This is a genomic window from Shewanella sp. VB17 (genome assembly GCF_013248905.1).
Taxonomy (GTDB): domain Bacteria; phylum Pseudomonadota; class Gammaproteobacteria; order Enterobacterales; family Shewanellaceae; genus Shewanella.
Genome location: NZ_JABRVS010000001.1, coordinates 1,281,761 through 1,307,882, shown reverse-complemented (window position 1 = coordinate 1,307,882; position 26,122 = coordinate 1,281,761). Strand labels below are relative to the sequence as shown.

At 46.8% G+C, this 26,122-nt stretch carries 38 protein-coding genes; all 38 read right to left on the bottom strand.

What is annotated here, in order from left to right:
- Positions 1 to 2: 2 nt before the first annotated feature.
- The 38 genes from HQQ94_RS05555 to HQQ94_RS05375 all read right to left on the bottom strand — a co-directional run bounded on the left by HQQ94_RS05555 (position 3) and on the right by HQQ94_RS05375 (position 25,871).
- Entirely contained in the window at positions 3 to 107 is a 105-nt protein-coding gene (locus HQQ94_RS05555; RefSeq protein ID WP_217273998.1) for a GpE family phage tail protein, read from the bottom strand.
- A 23-nt stretch (positions 108 to 130) separates the two neighbouring features.
- Positions 131 to 409 (bottom strand): phage tail assembly protein, encoded by a 279-nt coding sequence (locus HQQ94_RS05550; RefSeq protein WP_173293474.1) that lies wholly within the window; start codon positions 407 to 409, stop codon positions 131 to 133.
- A gap of 104 nt (positions 410 to 513) precedes the next feature.
- Positions 514 to 1,023: a phage major tail tube protein gene (locus HQQ94_RS05545; RefSeq protein WP_173293473.1), complete on the bottom strand. Its 510-nt coding sequence runs from the start codon at positions 1,021 to 1,023 to the stop codon at positions 514 to 516.
- A gap of 48 nt (positions 1,024 to 1,071) precedes the next feature.
- The gene (locus tag HQQ94_RS05540) at positions 1,072 to 2,226 is read right to left on the bottom strand and encodes a phage tail sheath subtilisin-like domain-containing protein (RefSeq protein WP_173293472.1); all 1,155 of its coding nucleotides are present in this window, start codon (positions 2,224 to 2,226) and stop codon (positions 1,072 to 1,074) included.
- 99 nt (positions 2,227 to 2,325) lie between these two features.
- Positions 2,326 to 2,487: a hypothetical protein gene (locus HQQ94_RS05535; protein WP_173293471.1), complete on the bottom strand. Its 162-nt coding sequence runs from the start codon at positions 2,485 to 2,487 to the stop codon at positions 2,326 to 2,328.
- 12 nt (positions 2,488 to 2,499) lie between these two features.
- Entirely contained in the window at positions 2,500 to 3,435 is a 936-nt protein-coding gene (locus HQQ94_RS05530; protein ID WP_173293470.1) for a hypothetical protein, read from the bottom strand.
- 50 nt (positions 3,436 to 3,485) lie between these two features.
- Entirely contained in the window at positions 3,486 to 3,923 is a 438-nt protein-coding gene (locus tag HQQ94_RS05525; RefSeq protein WP_173293469.1) for a hypothetical protein, read from the bottom strand.
- Positions 3,892 to 4,023: a phage tail protein gene (locus tag HQQ94_RS22310; protein WP_217273997.1), complete on the bottom strand. Its 132-nt coding sequence runs from the start codon at positions 4,021 to 4,023 to the stop codon at positions 3,892 to 3,894. Before HQQ94_RS22310 ends, HQQ94_RS05525 begins: the two co-directional genes overlap by 32 nt.
- Positions 4,024 to 4,446: 423 nt before the next feature.
- A complete protein-coding gene (locus HQQ94_RS05520; RefSeq protein WP_173292459.1) occupies positions 4,447 to 4,722 on the bottom strand; it encodes a hypothetical protein in 276 nt (91 codons plus the stop codon).
- Positions 4,722 to 5,522, bottom strand: a complete 801-nt coding sequence (locus tag HQQ94_RS05515) for a hypothetical protein (RefSeq protein WP_173293468.1) — start codon at positions 5,520 to 5,522, stop codon at positions 4,722 to 4,724. Before HQQ94_RS05515 ends, HQQ94_RS05520 begins: the two co-directional genes overlap by 1 nt.
- Before the next feature lie 265 nt (positions 5,523 to 5,787).
- The gene (locus HQQ94_RS05510; RefSeq protein ID WP_173293467.1) at positions 5,788 to 6,567 is read right to left on the bottom strand and encodes a phage tail protein I; all 780 of its coding nucleotides are present in this window, start codon (positions 6,565 to 6,567) and stop codon (positions 5,788 to 5,790) included.
- On the bottom strand, positions 6,564 to 7,424 hold the full coding sequence (locus tag HQQ94_RS05505; protein ID WP_173293466.1) for a baseplate J/gp47 family protein: 861 nt from the start codon (positions 7,422 to 7,424) through the stop codon (positions 6,564 to 6,566). Before HQQ94_RS05505 ends, HQQ94_RS05510 begins: the two co-directional genes overlap by 4 nt.
- On the bottom strand, positions 7,417 to 7,770 hold the full coding sequence (locus HQQ94_RS05500; protein ID WP_173293465.1) for a hypothetical protein: 354 nt from the start codon (positions 7,768 to 7,770) through the stop codon (positions 7,417 to 7,419). Before HQQ94_RS05500 ends, HQQ94_RS05505 begins: the two co-directional genes overlap by 8 nt.
- A 23-nt stretch (positions 7,771 to 7,793) precedes the next feature.
- Complete coding sequence (locus HQQ94_RS05495) at positions 7,794 to 8,426, bottom strand: phage baseplate assembly protein V (protein ID WP_173293464.1); 633 nt, start codon at positions 8,424 to 8,426, stop codon at positions 7,794 to 7,796.
- Positions 8,423 to 8,980: a hypothetical protein gene (locus HQQ94_RS05490; protein ID WP_173293463.1), complete on the bottom strand. Its 558-nt coding sequence runs from the start codon at positions 8,978 to 8,980 to the stop codon at positions 8,423 to 8,425. The genes HQQ94_RS05495 and HQQ94_RS05490 overlap by 4 nt, the downstream gene beginning before the upstream one ends.
- Complete coding sequence (locus HQQ94_RS05485; RefSeq protein ID WP_173293462.1) at positions 8,977 to 9,405, bottom strand: hypothetical protein; 429 nt, start codon at positions 9,403 to 9,405, stop codon at positions 8,977 to 8,979. The genes HQQ94_RS05490 and HQQ94_RS05485 overlap by 4 nt, the downstream gene beginning before the upstream one ends.
- A 91-nt stretch (positions 9,406 to 9,496) precedes the next feature.
- On the bottom strand, positions 9,497 to 9,982 hold the full coding sequence (locus HQQ94_RS05480; RefSeq protein ID WP_173293461.1) for a hypothetical protein: 486 nt from the start codon (positions 9,980 to 9,982) through the stop codon (positions 9,497 to 9,499).
- Positions 9,975 to 10,238, bottom strand: a complete 264-nt coding sequence (locus HQQ94_RS05475; protein ID WP_217273996.1) for a hypothetical protein — start codon at positions 10,236 to 10,238, stop codon at positions 9,975 to 9,977. Before HQQ94_RS05475 ends, HQQ94_RS05480 begins: the two co-directional genes overlap by 8 nt.
- A gap of 232 nt (positions 10,239 to 10,470) precedes the next feature.
- On the bottom strand, positions 10,471 to 11,478 hold the full coding sequence (locus HQQ94_RS05470) for a contractile injection system protein, VgrG/Pvc8 family (RefSeq protein ID WP_173293459.1): 1,008 nt from the start codon (positions 11,476 to 11,478) through the stop codon (positions 10,471 to 10,473).
- Positions 11,469 to 11,678: a tail protein X gene (locus HQQ94_RS05465; RefSeq protein WP_173293458.1), complete on the bottom strand. Its 210-nt coding sequence runs from the start codon at positions 11,676 to 11,678 to the stop codon at positions 11,469 to 11,471. The genes HQQ94_RS05470 and HQQ94_RS05465 overlap by 10 nt, the downstream gene beginning before the upstream one ends.
- A complete protein-coding gene (locus HQQ94_RS05460; RefSeq protein WP_173293457.1) occupies positions 11,662 to 12,054 on the bottom strand; it encodes a phage tail protein in 393 nt (130 codons plus the stop codon). Before HQQ94_RS05460 ends, HQQ94_RS05465 begins: the two co-directional genes overlap by 17 nt.
- Positions 12,051 to 15,284, bottom strand: a complete 3,234-nt coding sequence (locus HQQ94_RS05455; RefSeq protein ID WP_173293456.1) for a hypothetical protein — start codon at positions 15,282 to 15,284, stop codon at positions 12,051 to 12,053. The genes HQQ94_RS05460 and HQQ94_RS05455 overlap by 4 nt, the downstream gene beginning before the upstream one ends.
- Positions 15,285 to 15,406: 122 nt before the next feature.
- Positions 15,407 to 15,976, bottom strand: coding sequence for a phage tail assembly protein (locus HQQ94_RS05450; RefSeq protein WP_173293455.1), 570 nt, complete (start codon positions 15,974 to 15,976; stop codon positions 15,407 to 15,409).
- Positions 15,977 to 16,053: 77 nt separating this feature from the next.
- Positions 16,054 to 16,560, bottom strand: a complete 507-nt coding sequence (locus HQQ94_RS05445; protein ID WP_173293454.1) for a phage major tail tube protein — start codon at positions 16,558 to 16,560, stop codon at positions 16,054 to 16,056.
- Positions 16,560 to 17,729 (bottom strand): phage tail protein, encoded by a 1,170-nt coding sequence (locus HQQ94_RS05440; protein WP_173293453.1) that lies wholly within the window; start codon positions 17,727 to 17,729, stop codon positions 16,560 to 16,562. The genes HQQ94_RS05445 and HQQ94_RS05440 overlap by 1 nt, the downstream gene beginning before the upstream one ends.
- Positions 17,729 to 18,007, bottom strand: a complete 279-nt coding sequence (locus HQQ94_RS05435) for a hypothetical protein (protein ID WP_173293452.1) — start codon at positions 18,005 to 18,007, stop codon at positions 17,729 to 17,731. Before HQQ94_RS05435 ends, HQQ94_RS05440 begins: the two co-directional genes overlap by 1 nt.
- 86 nt (positions 18,008 to 18,093) lie before the next feature.
- On the bottom strand, positions 18,094 to 18,282 hold the full coding sequence (locus tag HQQ94_RS05430; RefSeq protein WP_173293451.1) for a hypothetical protein: 189 nt from the start codon (positions 18,280 to 18,282) through the stop codon (positions 18,094 to 18,096).
- Between the two features lie 68 nt (positions 18,283 to 18,350).
- Positions 18,351 to 19,175, bottom strand: coding sequence for a hypothetical protein (locus tag HQQ94_RS05425; protein ID WP_173293450.1), 825 nt, complete (start codon positions 19,173 to 19,175; stop codon positions 18,351 to 18,353).
- 227 nt (positions 19,176 to 19,402) lie between these two features.
- On the bottom strand, positions 19,403 to 19,678 hold the full coding sequence (locus HQQ94_RS05420) for a hypothetical protein (protein ID WP_173293449.1): 276 nt from the start codon (positions 19,676 to 19,678) through the stop codon (positions 19,403 to 19,405).
- An 11-nt stretch (positions 19,679 to 19,689) separates the two neighbouring features.
- On the bottom strand, positions 19,690 to 20,544 hold the full coding sequence (locus tag HQQ94_RS05415; protein ID WP_173293448.1) for a hypothetical protein: 855 nt from the start codon (positions 20,542 to 20,544) through the stop codon (positions 19,690 to 19,692).
- Between the two features lie 105 nt (positions 20,545 to 20,649).
- Positions 20,650 to 20,976 (bottom strand): phage tail assembly chaperone, encoded by a 327-nt coding sequence (locus tag HQQ94_RS05410; RefSeq protein WP_173293447.1) that lies wholly within the window; start codon positions 20,974 to 20,976, stop codon positions 20,650 to 20,652.
- Complete coding sequence (locus HQQ94_RS05405) at positions 20,976 to 21,737, bottom strand: hypothetical protein (RefSeq protein ID WP_173293446.1); 762 nt, start codon at positions 21,735 to 21,737, stop codon at positions 20,976 to 20,978. The genes HQQ94_RS05410 and HQQ94_RS05405 overlap by 1 nt, the downstream gene beginning before the upstream one ends.
- A gap of 12 nt (positions 21,738 to 21,749) precedes the next feature.
- A complete protein-coding gene (locus tag HQQ94_RS22305) occupies positions 21,750 to 22,637 on the bottom strand; it encodes a hypothetical protein (protein WP_217273995.1) in 888 nt (295 codons plus the stop codon).
- A gap of 10 nt (positions 22,638 to 22,647) precedes the next feature.
- Positions 22,648 to 23,412, bottom strand: a complete 765-nt coding sequence (locus HQQ94_RS05395) for a phage tail protein I (protein ID WP_173293445.1) — start codon at positions 23,410 to 23,412, stop codon at positions 22,648 to 22,650.
- Positions 23,372 to 24,373: a baseplate J/gp47 family protein gene (locus HQQ94_RS05390; RefSeq protein WP_173293444.1), complete on the bottom strand. Its 1,002-nt coding sequence runs from the start codon at positions 24,371 to 24,373 to the stop codon at positions 23,372 to 23,374. Before HQQ94_RS05390 ends, HQQ94_RS05395 begins: the two co-directional genes overlap by 41 nt.
- Positions 24,345 to 24,704: a phage baseplate protein gene (locus HQQ94_RS05385; protein WP_173293443.1), complete on the bottom strand. Its 360-nt coding sequence runs from the start codon at positions 24,702 to 24,704 to the stop codon at positions 24,345 to 24,347. Before HQQ94_RS05385 ends, HQQ94_RS05390 begins: the two co-directional genes overlap by 29 nt.
- Positions 24,701 to 25,375: a phage baseplate assembly protein V gene (locus HQQ94_RS05380; RefSeq protein WP_173293442.1), complete on the bottom strand. Its 675-nt coding sequence runs from the start codon at positions 25,373 to 25,375 to the stop codon at positions 24,701 to 24,703. Before HQQ94_RS05380 ends, HQQ94_RS05385 begins: the two co-directional genes overlap by 4 nt.
- Positions 25,326 to 25,871: a hypothetical protein gene (locus HQQ94_RS05375; RefSeq protein WP_173293441.1), complete on the bottom strand. Its 546-nt coding sequence runs from the start codon at positions 25,869 to 25,871 to the stop codon at positions 25,326 to 25,328. The genes HQQ94_RS05380 and HQQ94_RS05375 overlap by 50 nt, the downstream gene beginning before the upstream one ends.
- Positions 25,872 to 26,122 lie beyond the last annotated feature (251 nt).

The following is a 26,122-nucleotide window of genomic DNA, read 5'->3' as shown; positions in this document are numbered from 1 at the left end:
TATTAATCTCCGCTTTCGCGGCGCTCACTCGCTATCTTGTGCCATTGAATTAACTCATCCAAATACATGGGCCCCGTATCTGCCGGTCCCCATCCTTGAAATGTCATAAACAAATCGGCTTCAAGCTCCATTACCCAAGCTGGGATAGCTTCGAGGCCACGAAAAAACTCGCCACCTCAGTTTGTATCGTCAACACGTCTTCCACATCCAAGCTTAAAAACTCCGCTTCGGTCAAATCGGTTAAACGGGGGATAAGCTTTTTGTGGCTATCAAAATCTAATTCAACCACATTGGCAGTTTTAAGGCCGCGTAAATGGCCAGCCGTCGGCTTAGTGATACTCAGTTCTGTAATCTCACTATCGCCACGCTTAATCGGGCTAACTAACTGTACTAGGGTTTTTTGACTCATAAGGTGATCTCTATAAAAAAGCCCCGTGGCGCTTAGCCTACGGGGCGTATAATAAACAAAGAGGGCTTAGCCAACTCACTAAGCCCAGAGCATGCACAACTCAATTATTGTGCTAGTGCCTGGCGGATCTCTTTATTACGGTCTTTGCCATTCACACGGTAAATATTGTTCATCTTATCGATATGAATAATTTCCTTACCGTCCAGTTCAAAAGTGTACACCTCGACCGCAATTGAAAACTTAGTCGTGGCTTCTTTTTCTGGCTCAAATTCATTAAATTCAACCCCTTTCCAGTAACCTTGCATGTTAACCACTAAGGTCGAAATCCTATCACCGACATCCAGTGCGCCACGCAAAGTGAGGGTTTCTTCACGGCTTGAACGGCTACCGATTAAATCAAGCACCATCGACGAGTAATCAGAAATGGTAATATCAGATTCTAATTTTTCCAACTTGCCAATGTCACGTTCAATGTCGCCGGCCACACCCGCCAGCACCATATCAAGGGTTTTAGACACCACTTTAGGCAAAGTGACTTTGTTGGCGATACCAGCAAAACTGGTTTCTTTGATAAAACAGTTCATATCGGTAACGATAGAGGGTAATTTAGCCATGTAAATAGGCTCCTATAATAAATGAATTGTTCGCAATCGAGCGATTAATTAGCTGAAAATAGCTTGGTTGTAGCGGTCGGTAACGTGCTGACGGAAGGTCATGCGCTCAGCCACATCAAAGAAGCCTAAGTCATAGTCCCAATACACTTGGCCGGTACCAATGGCCGCCACGTTAAGCTCGTTATCCAGCCAGCACTCTCCCCCGGAAATAACACTGCGGCTAATTAAGCGGCGCAGCAGGTTATTGACCCGGTTTTTAACCCCATCGACATACCCTTTAGTGACATTGCGATCTAGCATTGCCTGATGGGCATACAAAATAGAATCACCGACGATATAGCGGATCCTTTGATGCGGTAACATGGTGCCATGAGATAAACGGTTGCCCCACAAATACCAGCCGCCTTGTTGATTAACCGCCACCGTGACATGTTGCTGGTTATACAAGTTGGCCTTACTGGTTGAACTGCCGATGGTGTGATCTATGGTTTCAACTGTGCCTAACACACCGTAAATCTTACGGTTTGACGGGCTATTCCAATAGCCCTCTTCGTTATCAACTCGGGCAATCACTCCCGCCACTGTGGCCGACATAAAGCGTTCAACTTGTTGCTTTTTCACTGGGTCAAAAAATACTAAGCCGCCATTTAAAAAATAGGCTTCCGCACCTTCTCCATAAAGCCTTGCTTGAGCAATCACCGCTGCATAACCCGCATGGTGATCGCCATCAATCAGTGGCGTGCCGTTGAGCTTTTTGGCCATCACTTCAAGCTCAGCACCGACTGCCGGTAACTGGCTGAACTCAGGTGCAATAATCAAGCGCGGACGCAAACCCAATACCGCTTCAGACGACAATAATGCCTTAATGCCGGTAAAGGTGTTGTTTTCATTGTCTATGCTGCCAATAACCGCGGCGATTTGGTCGGCCTCAATCGCTTCTTCAGCCACACGCACTACCACCACCAGCGCCCCGCCTTGGCGATAAATATCGGCTAATGCTGCCCGCAATGACCCAGACACGCCCGCCTTGGCCATGAAAGATTCACTCTTGACTAATACCGGCTTATTCAGCGGGAATATTGCAGCGTCGGCATCATTTGCCGTGGCCACTAGGCCAATCACGCTCGCGGGTAAGACTTCGATAGGGCGGTTTTGGTTTTCAAGAAAGAAATGCTCAACGCCGTGAAGATAATCTCCAGCCATAACTATAAACTCCATAATGATAAAAATAAGCCCGAGTCGCATCAATGCGACTCGGGCCATAAAATTTAGCTATAAAAAAACCGCCTAGTTGGCGGTGGGTTAAATGGGTTGCTGAGCTTTTTCTGCTATTTCAAGGTCTGCTTCAGTTAACTCTCCATTTTTTAGATACAAAGGTACATCTTCTTTCGTTGGATACTCGTTCAAGTCGCTAAAAAAACCGCAGTACACTTTGCCACTTTTTTTAAATCTCTCTATATACATTGTTCATCTCCCTTACGTCAGACTATGTGTTGAACGAACATTGCTGTGGTCAAGGTTATGAAACAAATCACCAAAAACCTCAACACCTTCTGACAAAACAAAACCACTAGAACTAATATCCACAGGAATTTTAGAAGAACCATAAACACTCATAAGATAAGGCATATGACAATATTGACTGGAACCTAAACCTGCTGGTTTTTTATTAAATTGCGGATTACCCGAAAAAATAAAATTAACTGAGGCATTCATTCCCATCGAATTCCCCATATACGGAGATGTTAAGGGCAGATCATATAATTCAAGATTAACGCCATCTAACTTAATAACAGATGAGTCTCTAAACATAGCCCCTGTCAACGCCATCCACTCTACTTGGTTACCATTAGCATCCGGCCACGAATGACCATCTGGAAATGCTGCCGTTTTAATTACAGTATTTTGCTTACCATTATTGGTTTCATTTATAAAAATATAAGGCGTTGCTGAAACACGACATGGCTCGCCTGAACTTCTAAAACCTTGAGTTAATGTTAAAGTTTTAAGATCTGATTCCGTAGAGTCATAACCAAAGAAATTGACTCGCTCTATTGCATTAATATGATGTTCGAGAACATATTCGAATCCAGCTCTAAAATAGACTGTCACCTCTTTGTAAAGAGGCTTGCGCGCGCGATTAGTCGTTATCCCATAAATTGGAGCAATTGTTTTCAGTGCCATACTACTTGACGTACCTGAATTACTATCATCTCCATTTTCTTGATCAATAAAAAGTGTAATACTTTGAGCAGATTGAACACGCTTAGGAAAGTCAACTGTCGTAAATGTTTCAAACTTCCGTTCAGCTGTATCCATTCGCTTATCTATCTCACCCATTTTACCATCTACAGCCTCCGTTAAGGCATTCGATGATGTCACTAAGGTGCTAATTTTCTGCTCTAAACTCATGCTTCACTCCTATCATTATTAAGCATTAACCAAACCATTATTGACTGCATTCAAGACCTATGTTCAGAGCCATGCTCAAGGTCCATAACCCGAAACAATAACTTAGTGTGACGCGCCATATTCGCGATCTCAGCCGCCGCATTGGCAGCTTGATGCTCACCCCACGCTGCCAACGACAAATTAGCGCCGGTGCCCTGTACCGTGACCGATTGGGCAGGCAAGGCCGCCAAGACTAAATCAAAGGCCAACAGCAGTGGCACTTCAGCCGACTTGTAGGCCAGTGGCTGAGTGTCAGACCACACGGCTAGCATGGTGTCATCAGCCAAGATAAAGCCGATTTCCCTGACCCAAAACTCTTCATCGCCATCGGCCAAGGCAGTGACATGAATTTGGGTATCATTAATGCGTTGACCATCCGCGATAGGGATGCGCAATTTTTCATTAACTAATGTACGTTCATTTTTTTCTCGGCGTTCTACCGCTGTCACCAAGTGCTATATGGGTGATTTCAGCGGCAAACCCCGCATTGGTTTGACTAAATACCGCTTTCAAACCTTTGGTGGTGATAACAGGTATTAATGCGCTCACAATCTTGCCTCCATCCGTCTATAAACCAGCGCCCCTTGCCCGGTGAGATAACGGTTACGTTTACAGTCACAGGGTCGGGGGCGACATCGATAACTGACCAAAAACCGTGCTGGCCAATACCAGCAACGCTCCCAGTCATTTCCACCGCGATCGCACGCAATACTCAAGCCGCAATCACGCGACTCAAATTCACAACCCGCAATCGCCGCTTGTTCTTCTCACACTAACTCAGACCTCAACTTTCGACTCTCAACCTTGGCACTGGCATTGAAAACCTAATGTTGCCCACGTCACTGCGCTTTAATGCATAGCACGCTGTCACAGCACCCAACAGCCAAAGCACTAGCATTGAGCCCCCAGAATTGAGCACTAGCATTAAGCACTAGCATTAGGGCATAAAAAAACCGCCAAATTGGCGGTGAGTTAGGTTTCTGTTAGCAGAGGATAACGAGTTTTGATTTCTATGACTTTCTGTCGCCAACGGCTCTCAGATTCTGGCGTCTTATCAAACTGCCATTCCATATAAAGTCGGTCTGATTCTGTTTTATATGCCGTAAGTCGATTATTCATAACTGCTGCTTTCTTATGATTGACTAAAGCCGCATCAAATATAACAAGGTCTACTCCTGCTTTTTCTGCATCTTCTCGTGTAAATGATTTATATAATTTATCACCAACAACAAAATCAATTAGTTCCATTATGATGTCCTTAATGCCATGTCTGTATAGATAGAGCCCTGTAACTTATCAGCTTGGGTTGCATCTAGTATTAATTTATCCAGTAATGCTTGATCATTTGGATAAACACACGATCGAGCAACAATAACGGCAAAGTTATTAGTCTTCTCTAATAGAAAAGTACCTTCCGGTAATTCACCTAACACTAATGATAAATCACACTTGTGAAATCGCACTTTTACCATAGGTGAATATGTAAAACTTGCATTCGTAGAAAATAACACGAATCGACTATTTAGTTCATAGCCATCATCCATTTGAGATTTATCCAGTCTCAGTCTCAAATTTTCCATTCCAATTGTTACGCCGGATGATGTATCAATTCGTGAAGAAACATTTTGTGTTCGTCCAACCCATCTCATATGTCTAGGGTGGGCAACAAATGTAAAATCTTTGCTACTACCATCACCGATAATCATAATCGTGCATAACAAAGGTGCAAACGTCCACTGGTCATTGTCTAATTTAGGATCAAAACGATAATCATCTAATAAAATAACTCTATGACAACCGCCAGGAATAACTCGCTTCGATACCTCACTTAATGTTCGAATGGGATTTTCTCTAGAGCCAGAATTAGAATCATTACCTGTCGTTTGATGCAAGTAAAATGTTTTTACCATTTTACTTCGAATCGTTGATTCTACAATACTGGTTACTTCAGCAACCTTCTCATCTATCTCCCTTATCTTGCCATCAACCACCTCAGTTAAGGCGTTCGATGATGTCACCAGGGCGGTGATTTGTTGCTCTAAACTCATGTTTTACATTCCTGTATGATTTATTTAATGATTAATTTAATCATTTGTTTAGCTATTTATATAGCTCTCTTTGTGGCCGCATTAACGGCGCTAGCTATTATTGACAGCTAACTGTTATTAACGGCTAACTCTTATTAACTGCTAACTGGTATTGGCTACTATTGGACTGATATTAGCTGTGCTTATGCTCTGTCTAAACTATTGTCTAAACTATTGTCTAAACCATTATCTAAACCATTGTCTAAACCATTACCTAAACCATTACCTAAACCATTGTCGGCTCCACGCGCCGATAAATCAGTGCACTGCCTTGCAACCCGGAGGCCACTTGCACTGCTGCGGGTGTGGGCGAGGCATCAATAATAGACTGAGTCGAATGTCGACTCACACCGACCCCTATCCCAGCCATTGCCATGGTCATGGCTGACTGACCCGCCAGTGGCACTTGCACCGCTTGGGTATCGCGACGAGCAATCGCCACTTGCCCCTCGAACACCGAACTCGCGCCAATGGCATTGGCGCCAAATTTAGCCCCAACTTTAAACGTAAACCCCGAACGGGTATTTTTAGCATTGACCACGGCGGCAAAAAGCTGCTGATACAATTCAGGCCCTAATATACTCGGCGCGCCCACCGTCAGATTTTGGTTCACCCAGGCGGTGATATCAAAAGTGTAAGGCACCGCCATTGGCTGAGCCTCAAACCATTCAACTAAGTCCACCGTCACCCCTAAGTCTGCCAGCGCCAGCTCTATGGCGGTGCGCGTTCCTTTAATGCGATGAACATCAATGCTGCCTGCCACCACTTGCCGCTTAACGGTTGCAGACCAATCACTGCGCCATTGATCCACCGATAATGCCCAGGCTAGAAACGGCAAGGCATCGAGCGGGCAATGCCACGGGTCCCACAGTTCGCTGATGGGAATGCTCAACTCTTCAATGCGCGCAATAGCGACATCAAGATCGCGCTCAAGCTCGCTAACATTACCGGGTAATAGACTGGCTTTGGCGGACATGGTTTGGTTGTTAATCGACTTATGACTCATAGATAGCCACCAATCGACACCGCTAAACGCGCACAAAACGGCGCTTCACTGGGCTGACATATCACATCATTCCAATCGATTAAGCGCACCTCTACCACGCCTTCGACCGTTAAGGCCCAGTGCAAATTAGACTCCACAATCCGCCCACCTAGCTTATGTTGTTCTTTGACATAAATTTGAGCACGCTCAAGCGCGACCCTGCGCACCGTTTCAGTGTCTGGCCCCTGCTTCATCACAAGCTCTGCCACCACAGCATAATGTGACACTGTTGCCGCCTTGGCAGTGAATTTGTCGGTCATCGGCCGCTTGGGCCATAAATACGCATCAACGGCAGTTAATAATCCCGTTGACGGCACACCATCGCCAAGATGACTCAACACCACCATGTCGACATACCCAGGCGCAGTCGAATTAACCGCGGAATGAGGCCCAAACACTGCCGCGCCTTTGACATCTTTATGGGCGCTCAAGGCATGAAAGATATACGCACCGTCTGGACCTGCTACCGATAATCCCTCTGGCGAATGCTGTAAGCGAAAACGAAAATCGTCATCTCGCTCATGTGCCAACCGAGTAACGGGCCCCCCATTAGGGTGACGATAATATGTCACCCCAATATGATCGAGCTGTGGGCCTCTGGCAAAGGCCAACATGACACCTGAGCACATTTCGTTGGCGTGTTGGCGGAGCATCATTTCGCGATACGCAGCCGCCAAGGCCACCCGATAGGCCGGATCCACAGGGCTGGCATTGTCCAATGCGGCCCGCTCAGCTATGTCGGTGATAATGGTTTCTAAATCAATTTTTTCGACCACATCAAGCGGTGGTAACAGCGCTAAGTTTATCCCTTCAGACATCGAGTATGATCCCTTCCATTGTGATCGGTTTGCCGTTGGACAAATAGGTCCCGGATAAACCGATCTCGACGCGACCGTCTCCCGCGGGGGAAACCGTCATTTCGTCTAATTTAAAATCGTCTAAGCCATTGACTGGATTATTCACCGCCTCAGTTAATCTGACATACGCATCCATATAAAAACGGCGGCCGATACTTCTATCGGTCATCTCATGCATGCGCGAGCCAAACTCACGACGCGCCACTAGCGATCCTAATGGGGTATTGATCACATCGGCTAATCGTTGACGTAAATACGCCACGCCGCCTATCAACCGGCCCGATTCTCGATCTGTTCCTGTTTTCATTACCGACCCTCTTAACTCAATCATTATTGCGCTTGTTTAGGCGGGCTGGTATTCGGTTTGCCGTGCTTGTGAATATGACCGTTATAAATGCCTCTATCAGCCGCCATGCTGCGGGTCTTATCGCTGATATCTTTATCAGCAGCAATATTACCTGTGGTCTTAATATCGCCTGTATGCGTGATATCCCCGACCATCACAAAACCCTTAGTCGCCGTCATTCTTATTTGTTTTGGCGTGGTGACATCAATGTCGCCGGCATTAACAATCTTTAGCGTGTGCTGTTCACGATTGTGTTCAACACTGGAACCATCACCAAATTGCACCAGAAACACATCTGCATCATTACTGGGCGCTGGGTGCTGAGCATGAAAACTGCCGGGGAACACTTCCCCCATGCGCAAATCACCTGATGATATCACTGTCACCCCCTCGCCCACTTCAGGAAACCACCACACAATGGCCTTGCCCGCCCGCATAGGCTTAACCGGTAACCAGCCAGTTTTCATTGGGGTAGTGACACTGCCATAGGTGACCCGAACCATGCCATACTCACCTTTTTGCGAGTCAGCATCGCTTATCACGCCACGCACCACTATTTCGGCCACCGCACGTTCAAGCGCTTCTAAGCGCTCGGATAAATCGAATACATCGGTCATATTGAGCCTTTGATGTAAGCGTTTTTATAGGCTCTGCCAACGTAGGGAAACAAGCCATAAAACACCTCTGCTGGAATAGAAGCATCGTCGACTTGCTCATCACCTAAATACACATGTTGACAAAACGACACCTTCCAAGATGCAAACCTCTTATCACGGGATGTCGCTTCTCCCTGGCACGCACTAATGTCACTTGGTCGCTCAACAGCTTGATAAAATCCCCAACGGTTTCGATTCACCACTTTTGCCACCGCAACCGCATAATGACGCAGAGCTTGTTGCACGTTTGGCGTTGAGGTGGACAAAATACAGTGAAAAATAAACTCACAGATAAAGGCCTGACGCCCATCACCCAAGGATTGACCGGGCTTGAGAACAACCAGTTCGATAAATATTGCCGGGGTTTGCACTAGGCTATCTTGCTCACGATCGCTTTCGGTAATGGGATCGTAGACTTCAACCCCTTGAATATCAGGTATACCAGCGACAAGTGCTATTTTCATCGCTTCATACAAAGGAGAAAAGTCGGTTAAGGCCATAACATGATCCTTCATGATCCGCCCCATTTTTTATAATGTTCGGGTCGATTATTAATAGCATTTGCCGCTCGGCCCTTATTGGCGGCCAATAACTCAAGTAACCACAGCAGCCAATGGGGCAACTTAGCCAAGGTTTCAGCGGGAATTATTTGCCTCAATTGAGACCAAATAAACCCACTCACAGCAATCGTCAACATCACGATGGTCATAGTATCGCCGAGCAAATGACTCAACCAAAGTACAATGGCGGGATCGGATCCACTTACCACTGAGCTAGCCACTAAACTGACATCTGAACTCACACCTGAACTAACACCTGAACTAACACCTGAACTCACACCTGAACTAACACCTAAACTGGCACCTAAACTGGCAGATAAGGGCTCAGCACAGGAAAAACAGGCCACCAACACTAAGCACATCATTAATATAACGGGCATAACACCTCCACAAATAAACACTCAGGGCAACACCTTGCTGCCCCATAACACCAACTGAATTAAGCTTTTACTCTACTTCTGAACATCGAGATCATTTGACCATGAGTTCAGCTCGATACTGCTCAATACTGACAACACCGCGTTTGGGACTCCATAATGTCAACGCTGACCCATCACTATTGACTCGGCAATCGATGTGACACCAATGAATATCAATTTCAATAAAGGTGATCTCGGTATAAACACTGGGGTTATCGATAATCTGCCGGTGAATATCGGCAATGGGCGTTTTAGTGATAAAGTCAATGGCACGGCCAAATGTGTGTTGACTGCTCGGCGAGTAATCTGTGCTGGCTGGTGTTCTCAGTCCGCTAAATTGACGCGTACCGCCTAAGTGCCAGTTGTTAACAATAAAACCATTATCAACCCCCAACACCCGCATATTGTCACGTAGCAAATCAAGCGCCTTAACGATGCGCAGATCCATACACTCGATAGCCTTGTCACCACGGTGCTGATACAGCGCCGCAGGAATAAGCTCTTGCACGACAAAATTGTTTAACCTGACATTAGTCATGCTGATTTTTCCTCCGATGACGCTTGGTCACTTCTTTATAAATGTCTAACCCTAAGCGGCCAGCAATAACAACCAGGCCGCCAATAGACACCAAGGACTGTACGGTTAACATCGATATTGGGATTTGTTGTGTTATTTCAGCTGCTTGCTGGGCTTTCGCCGCAACTTCATTTGAAAAAACGAACACCCCACTGCCACCGCCATAGGCGATAAAGCGACCATTAAATTCACTCGCTGCAGATAAGACACCTTTCATATTAGGATCCATAAAATAGAAAACCCGCCAACAAAGGCGGGTTTGGTTTAATGTGAATAATCTTGCATATAAAAAAGCCCTGTTAACACAGGACTAGCCTAGGTTTCAGGCACTGACTTGGATACAACTCAATTGAGCATAACCAAAATGTACCCTATTAAAGAGATTGAATTATCCCTAAAAATGTCCTTTTTTACCCCTTTAGTGTCCTTTTGGCCCATATATCCCTCATTTACACCACTTGTGTTGCTACCACTGAGCATCGATAACCATTGTTACAGTCTCCTCTTGCGGTCACTTTATCAATCGACCAACTGCCCGCCATTTCAGGTGGGAATGAGTCATTTAACGTCAATATGCCCTCAGCGACTAAATAAGGATCACCGGGTAAATCTACCCGAACACTGGCTCCTTGACGGCTCACTTTATTAAGTTCATCCCGGCACGCCTGCAGCGCCACCCTTTTACTTTCATAAGGCTGACGGATTTTTTTAAAGGGGGCTTGGCCATCTTGCACTTCATGCTCTTGACCATTGCTGTTATCGGTCCACTTCGCCTTAACCCCGCTAACGTTGGTGCGGCTTGGCTTGTCCAATTGGCAGTTAATAAACTGGCTGAGATCAGCAGGTTCATTTTTACTCGGTACCCCCACCGTCACGACTGGAATGGGCTGGCCTGTAATGGTGTTAACCTGACCTCGCTTAGCCAGCACATAAAGATCATTAACCGGCTTGGCCACCACATCGCGCTCCTTAGCCAAACGGCTTAAAAATGCGCTATCGGTTTCATCAAGCTGATCAACGTGAGCCAAGATAACCCCTTCAAATTCGGGTGCCACCCGCGGGCTATAACCGTGAGCACTGACCACTTGGCGAAATAAATCCGCCAAGGTAATATCACCAAAGGAACGAGTACGCCGCTCTTTAAATCGGCTACGGTCCTCAATTTGAAAAGGAGCCGATGTGGCTACAATGGTCACCGTAGGCGGGAATAATCGAGGGGTTACACGGGTGATGTTAAACTCACCTTTATCCACTAAATCACCATTGTATCCCTCAGACCAGCCTATCATCGCGCCCTCTTTCGGCAACCCGCTCTGGCCGGCGGTGTCAACCGTTAAGGTCACTTGATCAGACTGAATCCCCGCCGCGTCAACCCTTTCCCAAGAGACTAATCGCTGATTGATGATCGCTGTGCCTGGCCCACGAACGGACACCTGTGGAATGGATCCTAGTCCCATACATTCACCACCTTAGCTGGAACAGGGGGGGGCAATTCTGGTAGGGTGATCTCTACACCTCCAGGTAAAATAGGCCCATATTGTTCAAGACCTGGGTTGATGGCATAAAGTGCTTCCTCTGCTGCATCATCATCACGCCGCAAGGCTAGCCAAAGAATAAGCGGCGCGGTATCACCATCACGACTACGAACGACTTTCACTGGCGTATTCCTCCAAATCAAGAGTAAAACCAAGAATAAACGCAGTACCGTCATCAATAATACGATCTTGCTTCTCTTGTAAGCGCTTGATGATCCACAACCCAAGGTTATTGCCATAGCCATCAGTAAGCACCAGCGGCTCGCGTTTAGCTTGTAAAGATCTAAGTTTGTCCACATTAAGCATACCTTCACCACGAAACCAGGTACCGGTTATGTTGATGTTTTCTAGCTGCTGCCCTGTGTTTTGACTCATGGGTTTTTGGCCATATCGAGGCACGGTTACCCACCCGCCATCACTGCTGCGCTGCAAACCTTCGTATGGTGTACCCTCACTGAGGGAAAAGACAAACCCTCCTAAAGACATCATTTGTCTCATGTATCACTCCTATCAGACAAGCTGCTATCGGCACGAGCAGCCACGTCAATATTACCCAACAACATAGGACTCAGCTCTACCTTGATTCTCGCCATGAGTTCATCACTAACATTACGATCATAAGCTGGGTTCCCCGAGGGGGTTATCTGAATAACAGGGGCAAAATTAACCGACTGAGTCACCTGCCCCAACAACTTAGATTGTTCCGCAATCGCCGATGGGGCGGCTTGTTCGGTTTTATCCTCACTAAACCAAGCCCCAAGGTTACTGCCGGCCCACTCTCCCACAGCGCTGCCACTCAAGCCGCCAACAACAGAGCCTATCAGCCCACCGACAGCGGTGCCCAACAATGGCACCACAGAACCAATCGCAGCCCCCATCATGGCGCCAGCTGCAGCGCCGCCAAGACCACCAGCCATATCGCCAGCAACCGCACCGATTTGTTCACCATCGCCCTCAGCTACCGCTGAGGCTAATTCAGCACTCTGTAAGACTAAGTTAAGGGGTTTAAATACCTTACCCGCGGTATCGCTCAACTTAGCAAGCATGTTTTTCGGTAACAGATTGTCGCTCACCTCTGCTCTGGGCACACCACTGGCCGGTAAACGTTCGACATTGCTTTCGACACGCCTGTCGACGCTCGCTAAGCTAAGTCTTAGACTTGCTTGGTTTGGACTTGCTTGATGTGAACTTGTTTGATGTAAACCAAGCTGCCTTGGACCTAATTGCCTTGAACTAAGTTGATTTGCACTTGCTTGATTTGCACTTAGTTGGTTTGGTGGTCGTCGAAGATTCGATCGTCTTGATGGTCGCCGCTTCGGACGTTTTGACGGTCGTTTTCGACGAGAACGATAGTCACCAGCATTGGCAGCTAAAGCCTGTAGTTTACGGTTAAGTTTACCAATGGCTGTTGATGCTACATTAGCACTTCGAGAGGTTTGCACTATTGCACTAGCCAATGTAGGTTTCGCTAATTTTTCCCGTTCAACCACACCCGTCGGCGTGCCACTCCCCGTCTGGTTACCTGTAATGAGCCGCTTACCCGCACTCGCCAGATTATTCACCGCCGTGTCGGCCAACTCTCCCGCTTGAGTACCCACCCACTCACTGGCAACCGCAACGCCATCGTCAGCCAACTGACTCATCGCAGCGGCTACCCCATCGGCAAGCGGCCCCAGCATACTGTCAGCCCCAGCCCACTCAGTTACTGCTGCAGCCGCATTGGCACGTTCACTGATAAGTGTCGCCACCCCAGCCCCCGCATTACTGGCCAAGCCTGTCACAAGATCAGCTGTGATATTGCCGACGCTTGACTGAGTGCCAACCTTGCTTGTGTCAAGCTTGCTAATGTCAGCATTGCTCGGCGCATCAAGTCTTCTTGTGGTATTAGTGCCGGTATTAGTGGTGCTAGTAAACGCGGTATTCTTGGCGGTATTTGTACCAGTATTAGTGGCGGTATTCGTCGTCCTGCCAATGTGAGTATTCGTCGCTGCATTATTGTTTGTATTAGTGGTGGTATTAGCAGAGCGAGTCAAATGACCCGCACTCGCCAGCTTATTCACCGCCGTGTCGGCCAACTCTCCCGCGCGGGCACCCGCCCATTCACTGGCAACCGCAACGCCATCGTCAGCCAACTGAATCATTGCAGCGGCGACGCCATCGGCCAACGGCCCCAGCATACTGTCAGCCCCAGCCCACTCACCCACTGCTGCAGCCGCCGCATTGGCACGTTCACTGATAAGTGTCGCCACCCCAGCCCCCGCATTACTGGCCAAGTCTGTCACAAGATCAGCAGTGATATTGCCGACGCTTAACTGAGTGCCAACCTTGCTTGTGTCAAGCTTGCTAATGCCAGCATTGCTCGGTGTATCAAGTGTTCTAGCAGTGTTAGTGGTGGTATTCGTCGCCCTGCCAGGGTGAGTATTCGTCGCTGCATTAGTCGCGGTATTAGTGTTGGTGTTGGTGTTAGTGCTGGTATTAGTGTTGGTATTAGTGCTGATGTTAGTGCTGTTATTAGCAGTAACACGCTTAATATCAGCAATGTTAACACCCGACTGCTTAACCACTGGCTTACCATTTGGTTTACTGCTCGGCTTATCAGGCTGCAGCACAGAGCGGAGTTGATCACCCGCACTCGCCAGTTGACTCACCGCCGTGTCAGCCAACTCTCCCGCGCGGGCACCCGCCCATTCACTGGCAACCCCAACGCCATCGTCAGCCAACTGACTCATCGCAGCGGCAACCCCATCGGCCAACGGCCCCAGCATACTGTCAGCCCCTGCCCACTCCCCCACTGTTGCAGCCGCCGCATTGGCACGTTCACTGATAAGTGCTGCAACCCCAGCCCCCGCATCACGGGTCCATTGTGTCACCAACGCACCAGCCAGTTTACCTACGATCTGTTTGTTGCCTGGCTGCTTATTGTCTGGCTTTTGGCCACCAGCAGTCACGCCACCAGTGGCCCCGTTGACATTCGCGGTGATGTCGGCTGATGATTTACTGGGCACACGAGTCTGCCCAAACTGATCACCCTTGGGGGTATTTCTGGCTTCGACTTTATTCTTAGTACTGTTCTTAGCACTGTCCTGAGTACTGTCCTTAAGGCGGTGAATTTGTTTCAGCTTTAGCGCCTGCTGATCTAAGGCCTTATTCGCTTGCGCTGTTATGTTTGCTAGCAATAACTCTGCCGTAGACAACCCATCCAACTTGACACTCGCCGCGCCAATATCATGCTGTAAACCGCTCAGTTTTTGGGATTGCTTTTGATAACTACTGGTTAATTTATTCGTGGATTTGTTGGCCTTCTTAATGGCCACACGCTGTTTTTTCAATACCTGCTCAGATAACCTTGCTGATGACTTTTTTGCCTGAGTCAGTTTGATCAGCTCTTTACGCGCAGCCATTATCTGCGCAGAGCCTGATCCAAGGGCACTCGAGTGCAGCTTAACAAGCTTGATCGCCTTAGGCTTAGGCTTAGACTTAGCCTTAGACTCGGACTGAGTGACGTTATCTGTTGCTCGCTTAGCTTGACTTAATGCTTCACGGGTATCATGCAATCTAGAAGATAATCCCTTAACACTCAACACTCGTTTTAGCTTTCCCGCTAACGCTGTCAAGCTGCTACCACGCTCGGACACTGCACTCTTTACCTGGCCCACACGCTTGACAGCGTTTTCGATGGGCCGACTAAATTTGCCTACCGCTGCAATGGAAATATTAGTATCAGCCACGGTCTACCTCTTTTTAATACCCAGCTTTGCCACTGCTAGATGGTAACGACGCATGGCTTCATCAATGCGCCAGCCCAATATTTCACTCGGGTTTACGTGGTAAACCAGAGGGATCACATCCGTTAAGACTTCAACGTCTCGCGGCGAAAGCAGTCCGCCGATTTTTGCAAAAAATCAATAAGCCGCTCCTGCAGCTGATTCCAATCAGGCAAACTCATGCGCGCCAGTTCGTCACGACTAAAGCCTGAGCAACTGGTGCTAATAAATAACGTGCGATCCCACTCATCATCATGGGCATCCATCAAATCAGTGGTGCCCACTGACGGTGGGCGCAACTTGTATGTGGTTTTATCTTGGCCGTCATCACCTTGAAAAGGCACCAACAACACAGGTTCATGTAAATTCGCTTCATCGGACGCCATCAGCTCGATAGCTGTCGATTGCATCAGCCCTAACACCGCGTCTTGGATACTATTGTAATCTGGGGTAATGAGCCGTTTGAGTTCCACCAGACTTAAGCCGGTGCTGGCGCTAATACAAGCGCGCAGTAAAACGGTGTCCTTGCCTTTGTGGGCTTTGCTGAGCTCACGGTGCTGGCCCATGGTCAAAGGCTTGATCACAACCGTGTTAACGGCTTGGCTTTTATCATCATCAATCGGCCAGTTAAGGTCGTGTGTTTTAGCTTGAAACATACATTTGGTACTCCTAGAAAAAAGCCCCAATCAAAGGATTGAGGCTGTGCTGTCATGACTTAAATTAACAATATGGGTTAAGGCATACCGATATTACGGCGATGTACTGCCATCAAATCACCATTGCCTAAGTTAAGGATCTGAGCATTACGGTCAATGTCATAAATCACTTTGCCACTTTCTGTCTTTTTATAGGCACTGATGGCCATTTCCAGCTCTTGATCTGGCAACTCGCCCATTTTACTGGCTGACTCAGTAATCGAAATCACTTCACCGGTTAGGCTGTAAGCAATAGCAAAATTATTGCCGTCTTCATCTTGTTGAGATTCTTTCACATCAACTTGGCAAAGTTCACCAGCAGCCAACCCAAACGCCGCCAACAACTCTTGGTTAGCGCCCTTGACTTTAAACTTGCTGTTCATTTTCTCCAGACCCACCATGATTTCACCTGGAATAAAAGCACCACCACGGGTTTCCTGCATCACCTTTTTGATTTCTGGTGCGTTAAACTCGTCCAATTCTTTGACTAACGGCTGACCGTTAACCATGCCATGTCGAGTAATGCGTGAGCGTTGTCCTGCCATTATAAAACTCCTTCTAGGAATGATTCGACAATGCCGACATCTTCAATTAAGTGATAAACCATGTGTTCATTAGGCGCATAGCCGTGGTATTTAATCGCAATGTGCCATTCACCATTAAGGTAATTGTCGACACTGTTCAGCGTTGGATGCAAATACACTTGGGCACCCATAATGGTTTCATCAGCCTGCAGAGATTTAAGCCAAACATTGAGCTTGGTGATCTCTTGCTCCATAAACGTTTTACTGAGGTTACGCGCCATGGCGCGCTGAGCTGTCTTGGCCAACTTACGCACGATGGCGTACTCAAGGCCTACCTGAGACACAAAACGCCCCATCACACAGCGATTACCAATCAGGGAAAAACCGCCCATTGAAGTTCGTGCAAAATACGACACACCATGTTTGTTCAACAAATCACCATTGGTTGATTTGTCCATAATGTTGTAATCAATGGTGCGGGCAGTGCCCTCAATCAATGCGCCCATGCCACCCTTGGCTGGGCTTTCCCAGGCTTTCACCCGCGCAAAACATGACAGCGCAATCGCGGCCGCTGAAAAGTACACCTTACCCTTCGCCGCTTGGCTGTACACCGCCACTTGAGGATCGACCATGTAAAAAGCCTCATAGCCGCTACCCGCACCGCCTAAACTCTTGGAGTAATCCACCGCCGCAGTATCATTGGTATTGGGCCCATCACCGACCGGCACAGCAAATAAACGCTTGCCCATGGCGGCAAGAGAATCGGCCACCGGCTTAGTGTTAAAACCAGGCGCTGCAATGTGAGTCGGGATTTCCATGCAATCAGCCAGAGCTTGAATACCCAAGCGCTGACCTGTGGCTGCATCCACTTTACCAATTACGTTACTGGTGGTTGCCTCGGTATCAGCCCCCTCTTCGACAATCACCGCATAAATGGGCACTGAGACCAGACGGAAAATCTCATAGCAGGTGCGCCATAACGTCCCGCGTTCGGTGCCCGCCATGTCTAACTTGGCTGCATCACCAAGATTTGCAATACGCACCGGGCTATTTTTTGGCAATAGCGGATCGGCATCAGGCGCAGTGCCCACGACACCCAAGACTATCCCCCCGAGCGGCCCCATTGGTGGCGGCGCTGGATGACTCATGACACTGATACCGTTATGCACAAATGATGCAATCTCTGGCATTATTTTTCTCCTTGTTGTTGACTGGCCAATGGCGTGTTTTTATCCACGTTACTGGCCACTGTCTTGTTAGATGTGTGGTTAGATATGTTGTTAGCTACGTGATTTGATATTGGCGCTGATATTTTATGCGCCAAGAGTAAAAAACTCGCTTCGCAAGCCAGCAGCTCGACGTCATCACCGACTTGATACCAATGTTGACGGTTAGGGCACTGATAAGGCGCTAATACCCTATAGCGCTGACGCGCCTTGGTTAAAGGCGCTTGGGATAAGGTTGCCATTAGGCCTCCGGATACAAAAAAAACAGTAAGCCTGCAATAGGGTTACTGGTTTTTAGCTATAAAAAAACCGCCAAATAGGCGGTGGGTTAGTCTACTTGCGGTGCGGCTTGTTGTGCCGCTTTTTGGGCGGCCAGAGCCGCATCGAATACCTCCGCCGGCACCCCATGTTCGAGGGCAAATTCTCGGCTCACATTGATGTAATTTTTGTTATTACATCTGATACTCGCGACACATTCATCGGTATTGAGGTTTTGCTCTTCATCCATTACTAACATACTATTACTCCCATAGGATTTAATTTACTTACAAGCACTTACAAGTATTTATAAGTACCCGAGAGTACTTACAAGTGTTTACTTTGGCTTAACTGCTGAGGAGTTAAGTTAGTGAGCACGTTTCTCTGGTCATCATATATACCGAAATAATCAGAGATATCTTTATCTGACTTGAGCGATGACGCAGTCAAAATAAAGGGATTATGATGCATCAAAAACTTAACCTCTCTGGCTGTCCCCGACTCGATTAAACAACTATATAAATTTATCTTTCCGATCTGAAAACTAACAGGAAAATCATTGATGGTAATTTTACAGTTCGAGAATTGAAACTTCTGAATATATGCTTGGTGCCCCCAAAACATATAGTGAGTGCCAGGGTTACTCGAAACCGCCGTTTCTAAGTTGCAGTCAATAATATTTATATCCCCACCGCCTATCATCGCCACGTCATGACCCACTTCCTTTTCATTTGAATCAAGATCGTCACGTAAACGCTGCCTAAGCGTATATTTCTGCCCATCAATGCCTTCGATTCGCAATACATCACTATAACAATGAACCCGAGCGTTAAGCTCAACGATGGCACCCGCTGCCACTCTGACGACCAATACATGATGTCGAGTATTTTCAACACAATGTTTTAATGTCCGGTAAGCGCTTGCTAAGGTTTTACCATCGTTAGCATCATCGCCATTAATGGGATCGAGATAACGCACTTCCGTAGTTTTACCTACTGAGTTGAGTACACTCTGGTTAATCTCGTTAGCTTTTTGCGTCAACTCAGCTAATTTACTGTTTAACGCACCGTCTATCTCGCCCATTTTGCCCGCGACCGCCGCAGTCATGTTATTAACTGATTCGATTAACGCCCCTGTTTCTTGCGTACTCATAACCCTCTCCTTTTTTATATACACCATTAATAGATTTGTGCTCTGGAACAAACGCAATAGTTAATGCACAGAACTCATTGTGCGAGCATACTACTAAGTCATTGATTCCTAGCGTCATCCCTCTACTTTTAATAAACGCTGGCAAAAGCTAGCAAATACTAATAAAAGCTGTGTAAAAAACCGGGTACAGAAAGCGGTACAGAAAAAAACGGCCGAACAAACGGTGGTTAGGTTTCAGTTGGCAGAGGATAGCGGGCTTTAATTTGATTGACCGCGCTAAGCCATTTTTGCTTGTACTCATCGGCAGCATCATTGCCGTTTTCAACCTCAAAGCGCCATTCCATATTAAGTGGATCTGATTCTGCTTTATAGGCTAACTTACGAGCCGCAATAGTGCGGCGTGTGGTATCATTCTTTAACGCTTGGGCGAATTCTTCATCCGAATAATTCTTCTGCAATTCATCAATATCATCACCCGCATTTACAATAACTAGTGTTTCCATTCTTATCTCCATTAAAGTCCACAACTCAGTACATTAGCAGCCTTCGTGGGATCATAACTAAACACATTATCTGGTAAATTACTTGTAAAACCAGATATCGACACCGACTGTAATCCTATAATCATTGCCATATTATTATTTACTTTAGGGAATAATGAATCCATGGTTCCGCCCTTGCTAATGGATACCACTCTCAGATGTACATTCAAGTACCCCATTAATCCTGTTACAAATGGATGGTCACCGGTTGCTAAACCACAATTAACAAATCGTAACGTAACATTCAATCCGCCCGAATTAACTGTTCCTCTAGTGACCACGCCACCAAATGTGTGATTATAATACGGCTTACCGCCAGTAGGAATTGACTCATGAATAATATCAACATCTCTAATTGTTAGTGAAAAATCTTCTCCTTCGAAATAATTACAAACGTAAGCATCATCCCAAGTTCCCTTAGGGTTCTTCGTCATCCGAAAAGTAATTTTAGGCTTGATGACAACCTCACTATTGGCATGATAAACGGTGATCAATATATTTTTACCATGCGACGAGTTATGGTGGACATTGCTCTCGCAGATATATTCTTGGTTACCGAACAAATTTATAGTGACGAATGAACCAGGAATGGCTTGTTTAATAGCAAATAAAATTGTTTTAAATGGTTTATTGAAACTCCCGTTTCCTGTAAGGTCATGACCATCATTACTCACGAAAAAGTTAACCGAGGCCATAGAGCGAATGGCATTGGGCACACTCTCCGTAGCATGATTCACCTTCTTATCAATCTCTCCCATCTTGCCCGTCACCGTCGCAGTCATGTTATTGACTGATTCGATTAACGCGCCTGTTTCTTGTGTACTCATATAAGTCTCCTTTTATACACCATTAATTTAATTTGTACCGTGACCAAACACAGCAGGTATAGCCATAGCATTTAGGCATAAAAAAACCGCCTAGTTGGCGGTGGGTTAGGTTTCCGTTGGAAGTTCTGGTTTTTCAGGCCAGACTACGGCAGAAAACACTTGCTCATGTTCTGTAATATCCCTCAGGGATTCTCGATAGATACGAAAAGGGGCAATATCAAGCTCTTTATCCATAGCAATATTAACTAAATAATCCGCTTCAACTAGACGTGGGGCTCGATACGCTCGAATTTTGTCTAATTCGCCCCCCGTTTGGTAATCATCAAGCACGTTATTCGCTTCACTTTCTGACAATCCCAGCTCTTCTAGCAATTGCTTATCTGCCGGAATATTGATGAGTGTCTCACCTCGAAATACTAATTTAGGGATCATTACGATACCTCCAGCGGTGCTACTACAGGAAGATTATATCCTACGTAGGTTGTACCATGATTATTATCAGCATCACCAGATTCTGCATCTGCTAACTGAACGGTTTTAGCGATATACCTAAAGTTACGAGCTTCATGTCTATAAAACTCATCTCCTTCTTGATAAACTTTGAACGTTAATGGACTGTTAGAAGTAATGCGGTATTTCAATCTCCCCCCACGAAGCATAAAACAAGAATGAGCTCGAGATATATATCCTTCATCTGGTGAATTGTAATCTGAGTCTGGGCCATTGGGATCTAGTTTTTCAACATCACACCACCCTTTAAAGCCCACTTTTGCTACCGTCTGTCGATAACGTTGAACGTTCACCAAAGTCCGGAGATAATTCGCATCTCCATCCCAAGAATATGACTGCCCTCTCAACACTACTAATGCCGATGCAATATGTGAGGAACTAGTATCAAAATCATTCTTACCCTTATTCCAAGTATAATGACGATAGACTTCTATCTTGGTTTCTTCACCCGTTTCCATTCTGAAATAAACCGGATAAAAGGTATCTTTGTCGCCATCGACTTCTAATTCAGTAACGTATCGGCCTTCACCGTTAATATTGACGGCCTTAGTAGTATCCATCCAAGAGTTAAAAGAAGATTTTGCAGCATTCACCTTCTTATCTATCTCACCCATCTTGCCCGCGACCGTGGCAGTCATGTTATTGACTGATTTGATTAACGCGCCTGTTTCTTGCGTACTCATATAAAGCTCCTTTTATACGCCATTAATTAGATTTGCACCGCGATTGTACGCGGCAGTTAATTGTCTAATGATATTGCTAAATTCTGTTTTTGACGCGAAACGAGCATCCGCGATGAGCTTACTATGCACCTCTGCACTGTTGGCTTTATCGCTGAGCTGAAAATCTTGCAGCATTTGCCGATGCATACTGTCGACTTGCGCGGTGGCCATCTGGATAAATTGCACGATGACACTGCTCAGCTCTTGGTTGATGGTCTCCAATACTGCTTGCTTAGCATAAAAATCCGCTGATTTGCCATCAAGCCGCTCGGCATCGACTGACTTGGCACTTTTGAGCAAATACCGAGCATCGGCGGTGAGCTTGTCATACACCTCAGCACGGTTGGCTTTGTCGGTTATGCGAAAATCATGCAGCATCTGTCGGTGCATCATGTCCACTTGCGCGGTGGCCATTTTGGTGAATTCTTCATCAATCAAAATATTGAGGTTTTCAGTGCCCACCACCACGGTCACACTATCACTGGGCAATGTGCTCAGGTCTAAGGTGATTGGCTGAATACAGTGGCCGTCTTTGGGCTTATAGTTCAGCGTGGTACCGGGGGCAGAAATCACCCCTAATAAGGTGCCGTTATCAAGCCAAAAGCCCAATTCTCTAATGGGGTATTCCTGCGGGCCACTAAATTTACCCACAGCCTGCAGTTGATTGCGGCCCATATTTTTATATTCACCAAACTCCACCCGTTGAATTTCATTTTTTAGCCGAGTTTGATCTGGGTTCGGGGTATAAGCAGTGTCACCGGCTGATACCCATTTAAGATTTAAGCTGATCCCTTTAGACTTGGCGCTAATACATTCATCTAAGCCCTGACGGGTGATCACTAACTTCAGTTGATCGCTCATTTTCGTTACCTTATAAAACGGCTATCGCGCTAACGCTTGATGCCGTAACACTGTAATGGGCTGCTACCGCCGTCATACCCACCTGACCATAACCTGTGATAATAGGCACAGCGGCCTGCAGGTTGAGGGGGTGAATATTGATCGCTGGCGGCACTGCTGCAGCAACGGATAAAAACACCTTAGCACTTGGCATTGGCCAAAGCCCTGCCTCGCCATGGGTGTTTTTTATGTTAGTACTTGGCGCACCGGATCCTGTTAACCTCAAGCTGGTTTCCACCCCAAACATCAAGGACAGTTCAATTTTATCCCGCTCTGATTGAGTGTCAGCTATGTAGGCCTGCAGCTTTTTCACGTTGGCCACATTCACCGGTTTATTGCCTTTTTCCCAAGCAATCACCTCTAAGCTGTAAGGCTGGCCTTGGGGTGTTTGTTGGTACCAAGGCTTGATTTCGCTTAAAAAATCAAATGACTCTAGCGCCATATTTAAGCCTGCTCGGGTACCACTTAACTGGCGAATCTGCCAAGCGTTACCCGCGAGACTGCGCTTAACATGTTCAGAGTCTGCCGTGTCCCACACGGGCAATTGACGCTCGGCGGCCAAATAAGGCACCACATCGATACTGGTATGCCACGCATCCAACAACTGGGGATATGGATGGTCAACCGCATACATCTGCTGAGTAAGGGACAACTCTAGCGCTCTTTCTAACGCGCTGCGGTTGTCCGGTAATACACTATAGGTTTTCAGTGCTGACGGTAATGTTGATTGACTCAAGATAAGGCGCCTCACTATGGGCACAGCGCAGTGGCTGAGCGGGTTGGATAATATCGCCTCGGTGAGCGCCGGTGGTTTTCAGTAACACACTGTAAAGCATGGATGGCTCAATGCTGCCACCCAAGCGGTGCTGAGTAATCGCATAATCTTGCACCGCTTTTTCAGCGGCTAACTTAACCACATCAGCATCTGGCCCTGGTCTAATGTACAGCTGCGCCGCACATGACCAATATTGAATCGAGGCGGGTTTTACTGTGATTAAATCGGTCTCTTGGGCAATATCGTCACGGGCTAAATAGGCTTGGGTGGCATTAATCAAGGATGACTCTGGCACACCATCTCCTGCATGGGCCAAAATAAAACAATCCACCACCCCAGGCGTGACCTGCCTTGCCTGTGCATCCTTAGTTAAACCGGCACTTTCGTGCTGTTCAAATTCATAGGTCACCAGCACTTTATTAAGCTCAGGACTGGCCACTTTTACCAAAGGTCTGCCGCCTAACGTCATGGCATGAAAGCGATATCCGGAGCGAGTGCCGGTACTTGCCAACGCATAAGCCCCCAAGTAATAACGGGTTAACAAGGATTCATTACTTTCCATTGATGGCGGCACCCGAGGAAATGCATTAGCATCGCCGGGATCAAGAATTTGACGCTTAACACCTAATTGGCTAGCGATCAGATCTACCATGGCGTTATCTGTGGCATACATGCCAAACATTTGCTGAGCCTGAGCATTCATCTGCCTAAAGTGGCTCTGTAAAATCACCGTAAACGCTTCGGTAAATTTAGTCAGCAGCTCAGCTTCATTATCAAAGGTCTGGCGCACAGCATCTACATCAGCCGGTGCTGTCTCTTGCAAGTACCCCAATACATCGGCTTTAACCTTATTCAACAACACATCAAAAGTGGGGGTGGTGATAATGTCTGATTTAGGTAAGGGGTTTTGGTGTGGAAACATCCAGCGGTACCTCAAACTTAATAGAACGCCCTTGCCATTGACCTTCAAAATACAAACTCAGACCTGTGGCATGACGTTTGGCTACGCAACTGCTAGGGACGAAATCCTGCAGCCCGTTAACCGGGTTATAAAAAGCTTCGATTGAAGCGGCTTGAATACGAACCAACATACTTGCCGACATATTAGCGGCCAGGTTTTCACGCACTTTACTGCCAAACGTGGGCCGTTTAGCTCGCCCTGAGAGCGGCGTGGTCATCACCTGAGTCACACGACTCACTAACTGGGCAAAGCCGTCGATGCTTCGACCTGTACTACGATCAATTCCTATCATTGCTGCTGCTCCGGCGCGCTCGTTTTAGGCTCCCCATGCGGATGCACATGACCGTTGTAAATATCACGATCAGCTTGCATGGTCCGAGTCTTATCACTTGACTCTCCCTTGGCATGGATATTCTTACCGGCATCGATGTTATTGTCTGCATGCACGTTTTTGGTTGCATGCACCAGCTTAGTATCGAGCTTAATCATCTCTGACGCTTTAAAGGTGAGCGTGCCGGCATCCATGTCCCATATTTCGGCGCACTTATCACCGTAAGTTGTCATTATCTGAGCAGGATTATCAACAGGGAACGGGAATTGGCTGGAGTCGATGCCCACTAAGGCGATGCTTTGGAGTCCGGTATTACCGGCTGCAAAGTTTAAAATCAACGCCTGCTCTCCAACCGTTGGGCAGCGGTAATGTGAGACCCGGCCAGCCGATTGTGCAAACCATTTTATAAAGGGGGTATCGAGTTCACCGTGCTTTATTTTAACAAGCTGGTGACTCTCATGAACTTGGCTAATGTGGCCAAGCCGTATCATTAGTTGCATTCGGCGGCGGAGCTCTTCTACTTCTGTGCTTAGCTCTTCCATGCGTTCAAGATAAGGGCTCAGCATGTCACGTACCAATGATTCAATCATCTGGCGCATGGGCAACCTCCAGCGGTTTATATTCGGCGGCATGATTATCATTAATAGGGTTAATCGCGACACGAATGCCGCCTCTTATTTCTGCGGCGGCCCATTTAGATGCACCTAACAAGACTTGCTGTTGCCAGCTCACTACCCAGGAGTCATAACCCTTCTCAGTGGCGTTTTGATCGCCTCGCGGAAACGCATTAATGGCTGTGGGCTTGGCCACCACAGCACTTAGGCCCCAGGTGCCCTGTTCAAACACACACTGAGAAACCGATACAGCAAATTCTTGGAGCTGGCGTCGAATATCAACCAGCTCAAGCCCTAATATACAGTGCAGCGAGCAACGCACATTGACCGGATAGCGGCCATCGCACGAGTCTTGGCCTTTGGGTAATGCTTCTATGTCTAATAAGCACGCCGGAGCCAACTCAGATAAATCTTTATTTGAATCATAATCCTCTATGGTTACGTTATCAAAGTGATCCACCAGCGCTTCAATGATGGCATCTTGAAATTGGGTAATGGAAATATTTATAGTCATGGCGTCTCGATATTTAACACGTGATTAGTCGTTGCCATTTAGAACAGTATTGAGTAAACCCCAGAAATAGAAAACCCGCCAAAAAAGGCGGGCTGGACACTGAGGTTTTACTTAGATACAACTTAATTGAGCATACCAATAATGTACTGTTTTTTAGCGAAGAAAATATCCCTATAAATGTCCTTTTTTAGCCCTTTTTTGTCCTTTTGTTCCAAAAATAAGTATTTAATCCCTAATTTTAACCCTGAAAG